Raw genomic sequence first — 10,427 nt, forward strand, 5'->3', positions numbered from 1 at the left:
CCCAGGTCGGAATCGAACGGCGGGCAGTTTGCCCGAAGGCAATGTGGGCAGCAATACAAGGCGCGAGGGAGCAGCCCTCTGTAGGAGCCGGCTTGCTGGCGATGGCCTCACCGCGGTGCATCTGCCGGACCGAGGTGATGTCATCGCCAGCAAGCCGGCTCCTACAGGGGATTTGTGTTCAGGCGGGAGCGTCGAGGTTCAGGTGCAGGTTGTCGATGAGCCGTGTGGTGCCGAGGAACGCCGCCACCAGAATCACCAGGTCCCGATCCTCCGGGGTCGCCGGGCGCAAGGTTTGCGCGTGACGAATCTCCAGGTAATCGGTGCGCAAACCCGCCGCTTCGAGCTGCTGGATCTGGGCGTCGATCAGCGCCGGGAAATCCCGCTCGCCCTGTTTGATCGCCTCGGCAATCTGGCTCAGGCCGCGATACACCACCGGCGCAACGGCGCGCTGCTCTTCGCTGAGGAAACCATTGCGCGACGACAGCGCCAGGCCATCGGCCGCCCGTACGGTCGGTTCGCCAATGATCTGCACCGGCATGTTCAGGTCATGGACCAGGGATTTGATCACCGCCAGTTGCTGGAAGTCTTTCTGGCCGAAGATCGCCAGGTCCGGCTGGACCATGTTGAACAGCTTGCTGACGACCGTNGCCACACCTTCGAAATGCCCTGGGCGACTGGCGCCGCAGAGGCCTTCGGACAGCTGCGGGACACTCACGCGGGTCTGGCCGGTCATGCCGCCGGGGTACATTTCTTCGACGGTGGGCGCAAACAGCAAGTGGCAACCGGCCTGGAGCAGTTTCTCCTGGTCAGCCGCCAGGGTCCGCGGGTACTTGTCGAGGTCTTCGCCAGCGCCGAATTGCAGCGGATTGACGAAAATGCTCGCGACCACGAAATCCGCCCGTTGGGAGGCTTTGGCAATCAGCGCGATATGACCGCTGTGCAGGTTGCCCATAGTCGGGACGAAGGCAATACGCTTGCCTTCGCCACGGGCGCGAGCAACGGCAGCCCGGAGTTCTCGTACGGTTTTAACGGTGTTCATGCAGAGAATCCGTGTTCGGCACCTGGGAAAGTAGCTGCTTTGACTTCACTGACGTAGGCGCTCAGTGCAGCGTGAATGCTGGACTGGCCGTTCATGAAGTTCTTTACGAATTTAGGTACGCGGCCGGTAATGGACAGGCCAAGCATGTCGTGCAGGACCAGGACCTGGCCATCGGTGTCGCTGCCGGCACCGATGCCGATCACCGGAATGCCCACTGCCTGGGTAATTTCCTGGGCCAATTCGCTCGGTACGCACTCAAGCAACAGCATGGCGGCACCGGCCTGTTCCAGGGCGATGGCGTCGGCGCGCATCTGCCGCGCCTGATTCTCGCTGCGGCCCTGGACTTTGTAACCGCCCAGCATGTTCACCGATTGCGGTGTCAGGCCCATGTGTGCGCACACCGGGATGCCACGTTCGGCCAGCAGGCGGATCGAGTCGGCGAGCCACAATGCGCCTTCAACCTTGACCATGTGCGCACCGGCCTGCATCAACAGGGCGCTGTTGCTCATGGCTTGTTCGGTGGTGGCGTAGGCCATGAACGGCAGGTCGGCGAGGATCAGCGCATCGGCGTTGCCGCGTTTGACGGAAGCCACGTGGTAAGCCATTTCCGCGGTGGTCACCGGCAGGGTGCTGTCGTGACCTTGCAGAACCATGCCGAGGGAGTCGCCCACCAGCAGCACTTCGACGCCAGCCTGATTACAGGCGTGGGCGAAGGTGGCGTCATAGCAGGTCAGCATGGTGATTTTTTCACCTTTGAGCTTCAGGCTCTGCAAGGTGGTCAGGGTGATGGCTGGCATGAAAAGTTCCTCATTCAGGCGCTTGGAAACTACTGCGAGTAACGCGCGCGAGTCTTCGTTTATACAGGCGCACTGTCTTGAGAGCAGTGCTTATAAGGCCTGGATTGCGCCCTTTAGCGCCGGGTCGGCGGCAGCGGGACGCCTATAGTCGTGATGAGGACACGGGAAGTCAATTGGATGTGTTACCGCATTGTTACGCGGGGGGTGTTACCGGGGTAACTGATGCGATTCAGCAGATGCAATCTGTTGTTCAACACAAAACCAATGTGGGAGCGAGCTTGCTCGCGATGGCGGTGTATCAGCCAACATCAATGTTGAATGGGCTACCGCTATCGCGAGCAAGCTCGCTCCCACAGGATTGGTTTCAATTTTGGGGGAGGCGTTCCAGGCCGACGAATGGGCAGGCTGCGAGCAAATCACTCAGGCTGCGGCCATCCGGGAGACGCAGCTCCGCAGGCGCCAGTTCGGCCAGCGGATACAGAACAAAGGCCCGTTCTTGCATATGGTAATGGGGCACCTTGAGGCGCGGTTCATCGATCAGGCGATCGCCGAACAGCACGATATCNAGGTCCAGCGTGCGTGGGCCCCAGCGCTCAAGGCGCTCGCGGCCCTGGTCGTTCTCGATGGCTTGCAACGCATCGAGCAACGCCAGTGACGCGAGACTACTGTCCAGGGCGGCGACCGCGTTGGTGTAACGCGGCTGGCCGGGCAGGAGCGAGTCGCTTTGATAAAACCCGGACACCTCGACCAGTTGGGTCTGCGGCAACTGCGCCAGCGCCTCGACGGCGCTGCGCAATTGTTCGGCAGGGTCAGCCAGATTGCTGCCCATGCCGATGTAGATGCGTTCCATGGATTACTCGCCCGTGGCACTCGGTGCGCCAGCTGCGCGTTTGCGCTTGGCGCCACCACTGCGACGACGTTTGCGGGGTGCGCCAGTGCCTTCATCCTTGCCGCTGAGGTCGCGGATCATGTCCCGACGCTGGCTGTCATTGGCGTCCTGGTAGTCAGTCCACCATTCGCCCAGGCCGTCGGTCTGCTCGCCAGCGCTTTCGCGCAGCAGCAGGAAGTCGTAACCGGCGCGGAACCGTGGATTGTCCAGCAGCAGGTCGGCGCGTTTGCCGCTGCGGCGCGGCAGGCGCTCCTGCATGTCCCAGATCTCGCGGATCGGCATGGTAAAGCGTTTCGGGATCGCGATCCGCTGGCACTGCTCGGCAATCAGCTCGTGAGCGGCTTCCTGCATCGCCGGAATCGGTGGCATGCCACGTTCTTGCAGGCGCAGGACGCGGGCCGGCAGGGCAGGCCACAACAAGGCGGCAAACAGGAACGCCGGGGTCACCGGTTTGTTCTGCTTGATGCGCAGGTCGGTGTTGATCAACGCTTCGCTGATCAAGGTGTGGGTGTACGTCGGGTTGTATTCCAGAGCCTCGGCGCTCGCCGGGAACAACGGATCGAACAACTGCAGGTCGACGAGCATTTCGAACGTGTCGGCGGCATAGCCCGACAGGAACAACTTGAGCACTTCTTCGAACAGGCGCGCGGAAGGAATCTCACGCAACATCGGCGCCAGCTCACGAATGGGCGCGGCGGTGTGTTTTTCGATGCCGAAGTTCAGCTTGGCGGCAAACCGCACGGCGCGCAGCATGCGCACCGGGTCTTCCTGGTAGCGCTGAGTCGGGTCGCCGATCAAGCGGATCAGGTTGTTGCGAATGTCGTGTACGCCATTGGCGTAATCGAGGATGCGCTCGCTGACCGGGTCGTAATACAGCGCGTTGATGGTGAAGTCGCGGCGTTGCGCATCTTCTTCCAGGGTGCCGTAAACGTTGTCGCGCAGGATGCGTCCGCTCTCGTTACGGGAAGACTGATTGCTGTCTTCTTCCTCGTCGTTTTGCGGGTGATTGGCGCGGAAGGTCGCGACTTCGATGATTTCGCGGCCAAAGTGGATATGCACCAGTTTGAAGCGGCGACCGATGATCCGCGCGTTGCGGAATTCGGCCCGCACCTGCTCAGGCGTGGCACTGGTGGCGACGTCGAAATCTTTTGGCGTGATGCCCAGGAGCATGTCACGCACGCACCCGCCCACCAGGTAAGCCTGGTAGCCGGCGTTCTGCAAACGTTCGACGATGTTCACCGCATAACGGCTGAATTGGGCGCGCTGCAATGAATGCTGATTGCTGTTAAGCACTTCAGGCGTGCTGCGAATGTGTTGCGTACGACGCAAGGGGGAACGGAATGACTGGAACAACTTCTTCAGCATGGGATGCACTGTTTGAAGGAATGTTCGGCCATAACGAAGAATGACCGCATGATGGGCCGGGATTCTAGCATTTAGTCGGGGGATGGTGTAGGAACAAGCTGCAAGGCTTGAGCCAGAAGCCTAAGTAAGCACTTGAGGGAGATGTCTGAGGCAGGGCAAACGCCGGAAACTACAAGGGGAGCCGAAGCTCCCCAAGAAAGTAGTTGCATGCTCTATTTTTATTTTTGAGTCGGGCTTCTTGTTTTTGTTGAGTGCCCTCGCCATGAAGTGTTTCCTTCATGACNCTCCCAATCGGGAGCCAAGAGCAAACGGATTGCTTTGGTCGCTGTGTTGCTGATCTACGATCCAACCAGTTCAGGCTCTGCCTTAGGGCAGTTTTTGTTGTTCTCGGCCTGGTTGCGGGGCAAGCCCCAAATGCAACGCCTCTCCAAAAGAATCAGTTAGCTGCGCCTCCGCCGTGTTGTTTTTGTTATGCGTGAGTCGATTCGTCTTATTTTTATTGTCTTGTACAAAGCTTGTTATTGTTTTTGTACTAAGCATATAGCAGGGTGCGTGCCAACTTTTGTGAGGTCCAGCAAAATAAGGGGGCAGGCGGGCTGGCAGGGTTTTCGAGGCCGAAAAAAACCGGGGCTTCGTTACCGTAAGCCCCGGCTTCTGTTACGTGAAAAGACTGAGGTAACAGTTTTTTCACAAAGTCATGTGTTACCCGCACATCAGACAGGCGCGGTTCAGCTCTCGCTGGCGACCCCGGTCTTACGCCGCGGGATACCCAGGCGCTGACGACGTTCCCACAGGCACTTGCGGCTTACGCCCAGCTTGCGGGCCAGCTCGGTCTCGGTCATGTGGTCCTGATGCTCAAGGACGAAATGCTGGAAGTAGTCTTCCAGTGACAAATCTTCGGTGGGCTCATGATTGTTGTTGCTGGCGCCGTTGCCCTGTTGCGGCGGCAGGCCGATGAAGTCGTCGTCTTCCAGGTCGCTGAGCTCGATATCGATACCCAGCAGCTCGGCGGAAATCTCCGGGCTTTCCGACAGAATCACTGCGCGCTCGACCGCATTCTCCAGCTCACGAACGTTACCCGGCCAGGAGTAATGACGGATCGCCTGTTCGGCATCCGCGGCGAATTTCAGATCGGTGCGGTTGACCCGCGCGCTCTGTCGCAGCAGGAAGGCGCTGGCGATCTCGTTGACGTCGGCGCCACGCTCGCGCAGGGCCGGCAGCTTAAGGGCGATCACGTGCAGGCGGTAATACAAGTCTTCACGGAACTGACCGATCTTGGCCAGGCTCTTCAGGTCCCGGTGGGTCGCAGCGATCAGGCGAACATCGACCTTCTGCGATTGCACCGAACCTACGCGGCGAATTTCGCCTTCCTGTAGCACGCGCAGCAAACGTGCCTGGGCTTCCAGAGGCAGTTCGCCGATTTCGTCGAGGAACAAGGTGCCGCCGTCCGCCGCCTCCACCAAACCCGCGCGCCCGGCGCTGGCGCCGGTAAACGCGCCTTTCTCGTGGCCGAACAGTTCGGACTCGATCAGGGATTCAGGGATCGCCGCGCAGTTCACCGAGATCATCGGCGCCTTGGCGCGCTTGGACAGGTTGTGCAGCGCGCGGGCGACGAGTTCTTTACCAGTGCCCGATTCGCCCTGAATCAATACATTGGAGTCGGTCGGCGCGACTTTGCGGATCTTGCTGTACAGGTCCTGCATCGGAGGGCAGGAACCGATGATGCCGATTTCGCCGTTGCTGTTGTCGACGCCTGGTTTCGCGGCGCCATTGGCCGCTTTTCCGGTGGCAGGCTCGCCATTGGCCGGCAGCGATTGGCGGTCACGCAGGATACGGGCGACGGCCTGGAGCATTTCGTCGTGGTCGAACGGCTTGGCGATGTAGTCCACCGCGCCCATCTTCATCGAGTCCACTGCCGAACGCAGGCTGGCGTAGCTGGTCATGATCAGCACGGGAGTGCCCTGGCCAAGCTTGATCAGCTCGGTACCCGGCGCGCCCGGCAGGCGCAGGTCGCTGACAATCAGGTCGAACGTGGGAATGCTGAATCGCTCTTGGGCTTCCTGCACCGAGCCGGCTTCGCTGACCTGGTATTGATTACGTTCAAGCAGGCGACGCAAGGCAGAGCGGATAATTGTTTCGTCTTCGACGATCAAAATGTGCGGCATTGATTCAATTCTCTCGACGGTCTCAGTTCACAGCGGACGTCGCTTCGACATGACGCGGCAAGGTCACCCGAATACGGGTGCCGCGTTGGCTTTCAGTGTCAGCCGGGCTGTCGATGGTGATTTGTCCATAATGCTCTTCAACGATGGAATAGACCAGTGCAAGGCCCAGACCGGTACCTTCACCTGGGTCCTTGGTGGTGAAGAAGGGTTCGAACAATCGGTCCATGATGTTCTGTGGAATACCGCTGCCTTCGTCCTCCACGATCAGATCGACCGTGTGCTCGAAAGCCTCGCTCTTGACGCGTACCGCGCTGTGCGGCGGNGAGGCGTCACGGGCGTTTGAGAGCAGGTTGATCAGTACTTGCGCGAGTCGCTGCGGGTCACCTTCGCACCAGTGATCGGGATCGCACAGGTTGTAAAACTGCACTTCGAAATTGCGTCGGTTCAGGGCCAGCAAACCGATGGCATCCTGAGCCACCTCAGCCAGACAGACGGGCTCGTCGCTGTGCTGGTGACTGCCGGCATGGGCGAAGCTCATCAGCGACTGCACGATGCGGGAAACGCGCTTGGTCTGCTCAAGGATCTGCCCGCTGATTTCGGTGATTTCACCGTCCTCTTCGCGCTCCTCGCGCAGGTTCTGCGCCAGGCAGGCAATGCCGGTGATGGGGTTGCCGATTTCATGGGCAACACCCGCTGCCAGGCGGCCAATGCTCGCCAGGCGTTCGGAATGCACCAGCTTGTCTTCCAGCATCTGGGTTTCGGTCAGGTCCTCTACCAGCAGCACCAGGCCACTGTTACCCGGTGCGAGCGGTTCATCAATTGCCGCTTTGTGCAGGTTCAGCCAGCGGGTCTGGCCATCAAGGGCCAGGTGTTGCTTGTGTAAATGCTCATCGGGCAGGTTGATAAAGCCTTGCAGCAGTTCTTTCCAGGGGTCGGCGATGGTGCTCAGGCGCGAACCGACCACGCGTTGCGCCGCGATCCCGGTCAACTCCTCCATGGCTTTGTTCCACATGAGGATTTCCTGATCCTTTGCCAGCGAGCAAACGCCCATCGGCAATTCCTGAAGGGTTTGACGGTGATAGCGGCGCAGGGCATCGAGTTCGGCGGCGAGACCGGTGAGGCGTGAGTGGTAATCCTCCAGCCGGCTCTCGATGAAATGGATGTCTTCGGTGACGTAGTTTTCGCCGCCGGCCTTATAGGGCAGGAAGGTCTCGACCATGTCCTGCGCCACGCTCGGGCCCATCAGGCCGGAGAGGTTGGCTTCGATCCGGTCGCGCAAACGGCGCAAGGCATAAGGCCGGCGCTCGTCGAACGGCAGATAGAGATCGCGCAGGGCTTGCTCGACTTCTTTCTGCGCGGCCTTGGCGCCCAGGGGCTTGGCCAGTTGCGTGGCGAATTCCTGAGGTGAGGCAGCGTGCAGTTCGCGGCGTTGCGGGCGACGCACGTTGTCCACGGCGCAGGCTTCGGCGGCGCTGGTTTCTTCCGGGCTGGCGTTGGTGAACAGCGAGATCAGGGTGAACATCAGCACGTTGGCAGCGAGGGAGGCAATGGCCGCCATGTGCCAGCTGGTGTCGTCCAGCACGTAGATCATGTTCAACAGGGGAATGTAAAAGCCCTGCAGGTTGCCGACCAGCGGCAGCAGCATGGTGACAATCCACACCAGGATCCCCGCCAGCAAACCGGCGATGAAGCCGCGGCGGTTGGCGGTTGGCCAATACAGGACCGACAGGACCCCCGGAAGAAACTGCAACGTGGCGACAAACGCGACGATGCCGAGGTTGGCCAGGTCTTGTCCGGGGCCCAGCAACAGGTAGAAACCAAAGCCGGCCATGATGATTGCGACGATCAGCGCGCGCCGTGTCCACTTCAGCCAGCGATAGATGTTGCCTTCGGCCGGCGGTTGGTAGAGCGGCAGCACCAGATGGTTCAGCGCCATCCCGGACAGCGCCAGGGTGGTGACGATGATCAGCCCGCTGGCTGCCGACAACCCGCCGACATACGCCAGCAACGCCAGGGATTTGCTGTTGGCGGCAATCCCGACGCCGAGGGTGAAGTATTCGGGGTTGGTGGTCGCCCCCAGCTTGAGGCCAGCCCAGAGAATCAGTGGCACCGCCAGGCTCATCAGCAGCAGGAACAACGGCAAGCCCCAGCTGGCGCTGACCAGTGAGCGCGGGTTGAGGTTCTCGGTGAACGTCATGTGGTACATGTGCGGCATCACAATTGCCGAGGCGAAGAACACCAGCAACAGCGTGCGCCACGGGCCTTCCTGCAGCGGGGTGTGCAGGGCGGCGAGGGCGGTCTGGTTTTGCAGCAGCCACAGTTCCAACTGTTGCGGGCCGTCGAATACGCCGTACAGCGCATAGAGGCCGACACCGCCGATGGCGATCAGCTTGATGACCGACTCAAAGGCAATCGCAAACACCAGGCCTTCGTGTTTCTCACGGGTGGCGATATGGCGTGAGCCAAAGAAAATCGTGAACAGCGTAATCAGCGCGCAGAAGGCCAGGGCAACGCGATGCTGCACCGGCTCGCGGGTGAGGATGCTGATGGAGTCCGCCACAGCCTGGATCTGCAGGGCCAGCAGCGGCAGCACGCCGATCAGCATGAAGATCGTGGTCAGTGCGCCGGCCCACGTACTGCGGAAACGGAACGCNAACAAGTCGGCCAGGGACGACAGTTGATAGGTGCGGGTAATTTTCAGGATCGGGTATAGCAGCACCGGCGCCAGCAGGAATGCGCCGGACACCCCGAGATAACTGGAAAGAAAGCCGTAGCCGTACTGATAGGCCAGGCCCACCGTGCCATAAAACGCCCAGGCGCTGGCGTATACGCCCAAGGACAAGGTGTAGGTCAACGGATGGCGAATGATCGCCCGCGGAATCATTCCGCGCTCACTGATCCAGGCGACGCCGAACAATGCTGCCAGGTAGGCGGCGCTGATCAGCAGCATCTGGGTGAGGCTAAAGCTCATCGGCATCTTTTTGGCTCTGCAGGATGAAGGTCACGACGATCAGGATCAGCCACAGCAGATAAGGGCGGTACCAGGCGCCCGTGGCGTCGATCCACCAATCCATGATGGCGGGGGAAAACAGGTAGATCCCGACGACCAGCAGCAGGACCAAGCGATAGATGTACATCCCGGCCTCTCTTTTTTATGCGCGTGCCCGAAAACGTGCGGCGATGGTAACGGATGGACGCGCCACTGCAAGTGTGATCACTGTAGTTGCGCTTCGGGCAGGTTGAGTGTGCGCGGGATTAATGAGGCATCCCAGTGGACGATGCCCCAATCCAGCACTTCCCGCGGTGTCGCATACGCCAGTTCTTTGCCCGGGTTTTGCCCGAGTGCGCGCAACGCACGCAGCAACAAAGGCGTGGCCTGCTCGGCGGTCAGCGGCGGCGAGCGGTAGGATTTGCCCAGCTTGTGACCGTCCGGCTGGATGATCAGCGGCACGTGCAGGTAGCGCGGTTGGCGCAGCCCCAAGAGTTCTTGCAGGTAAAGCTGGCGCGGTGTGGAATCCAGCAGGTCGGCACCACGAACGATATCGGTGATGCCTTGCCAGGCATCGTCCAGCACCACCGCCAGTTGATAGGCGTAGAGCCCGTCGCGGCGGCGAATCACGAAATCGCCGACTTCCCGGCCCAAATGCTGGCGGAACTCGCCTTGCACGCGGTCGATGAAGTGGTAGTCCAGCTCGGGCACACGCACTCGAATCGCGGCGCCTTCAGTGCCATGGCCGGCATTGCGGCACAGGCCCGGGTAAATGCCGTGATACGGCTCCAATTGCTTGCGCGAGCAGGTGCAGGCGTAAGCGAGGCCGTGATTGAACAGGCGATTGAGGACTTCGGCGTAGGCGTCGTGACGATCGCTTTGGCGGACCATTTCGCCGTCCCACTCGAAACCATAGCTTTCCAGGGCATGGAGAATCGCTGCCTGGGCGCCGGGCTCTTCACGGGGTGGGTCGAGGTCTTCCATGCGCATCAGCCAGCGNCCGCCCACCGCGCGCGCGTCGAGGTACGAGGCCAGTGCGGCGACCAGCGAACCGAAATGCAGGTGGCCGCTGGGCGTAGGGGCGAAACGGCCGATGTAGGCGGGGCTGTTGAGGGCAGTCATGGGCACGACGTTACTTGAGTGGGCGCAGCGTTCTCCGTAGGAGCCGGCTTGCTNGCGATNG

At 60.8% G+C, this 10,427-nt stretch carries 8 protein-coding genes; all 8 read right to left on the reverse strand.

Features of this window, described 5'->3' with window-relative positions; genetic code table 11:
• Nucleotides 1-178 precede the first annotated feature (178 nt).
• A complete protein-coding gene (panC, locus tag B7L09_RS21910) occupies nucleotides 179-1,039 on the reverse strand; it encodes a pantoate--beta-alanine ligase (protein WP_094470610.1) in 861 nt (286 codons plus the stop codon).
• The gene (panB, locus tag B7L09_RS21915) at nucleotides 1,036-1,836 is read right to left on the reverse strand and encodes a 3-methyl-2-oxobutanoate hydroxymethyltransferase (protein ID WP_094470611.1); all 801 of its coding nucleotides are present in this window, start codon (nucleotides 1,834-1,836) and stop codon (nucleotides 1,036-1,038) included. The genes panC and panB overlap by 4 nt, the downstream gene beginning before the upstream one ends.
• A gap of 364 nt (nucleotides 1,837-2,200) precedes the next feature.
• Complete coding sequence (folK, locus tag B7L09_RS21920; RefSeq protein WP_094470612.1) at nucleotides 2,201-2,686, reverse strand: 2-amino-4-hydroxy-6-hydroxymethyldihydropteridine diphosphokinase; 486 nt, start codon at nucleotides 2,684-2,686, stop codon at nucleotides 2,201-2,203.
• A gap of 3 nt (nucleotides 2,687-2,689) precedes the next feature.
• Nucleotides 2,690-4,090: a polynucleotide adenylyltransferase PcnB gene (locus B7L09_RS21925; protein ID WP_094470613.1), complete on the reverse strand. Its 1,401-nt coding sequence runs from the start codon at nucleotides 4,088-4,090 to the stop codon at nucleotides 2,690-2,692.
• Between the two features lie 728 nt (nucleotides 4,091-4,818).
• Nucleotides 4,819-6,255 carry a sigma-54-dependent transcriptional regulator gene (locus B7L09_RS21930; RefSeq protein ID WP_094470614.1) on the reverse strand — a complete coding sequence of 479 codons (1,437 nt, stop codon included), beginning with the start codon at nucleotides 6,253-6,255 and terminating at the stop codon, nucleotides 4,819-4,821.
• Between the two features lie 22 nt (nucleotides 6,256-6,277).
• Nucleotides 6,278-9,232: a sensor histidine kinase gene (locus B7L09_RS21935; protein WP_176457748.1), complete on the reverse strand. Its 2,955-nt coding sequence runs from the start codon at nucleotides 9,230-9,232 to the stop codon at nucleotides 6,278-6,280.
• Nucleotides 9,216-9,392 (reverse strand): hypothetical protein, encoded by a 177-nt coding sequence (locus tag B7L09_RS21940; protein WP_003176118.1) that lies wholly within the window; start codon nucleotides 9,390-9,392, stop codon nucleotides 9,216-9,218. The genes B7L09_RS21935 and B7L09_RS21940 overlap by 17 nt, the downstream gene beginning before the upstream one ends.
• A 77-nt stretch (nucleotides 9,393-9,469) precedes the next feature.
• Nucleotides 9,470-10,366, reverse strand: coding sequence for a tRNA glutamyl-Q(34) synthetase GluQRS (gene gluQRS / locus B7L09_RS21945; protein WP_094470616.1), 897 nt, complete (start codon nucleotides 10,364-10,366; stop codon nucleotides 9,470-9,472).
• Between the last annotated feature and the right edge of the window lie 61 nt (nucleotides 10,367-10,427).

The sequence above is a fragment of the Pseudomonas mandelii genome (assembly GCF_002251635.1).
GTDB classification, from domain to species: domain Bacteria; phylum Pseudomonadota; class Gammaproteobacteria; order Pseudomonadales; family Pseudomonadaceae; genus Aquipseudomonas; species Aquipseudomonas mandelii_B.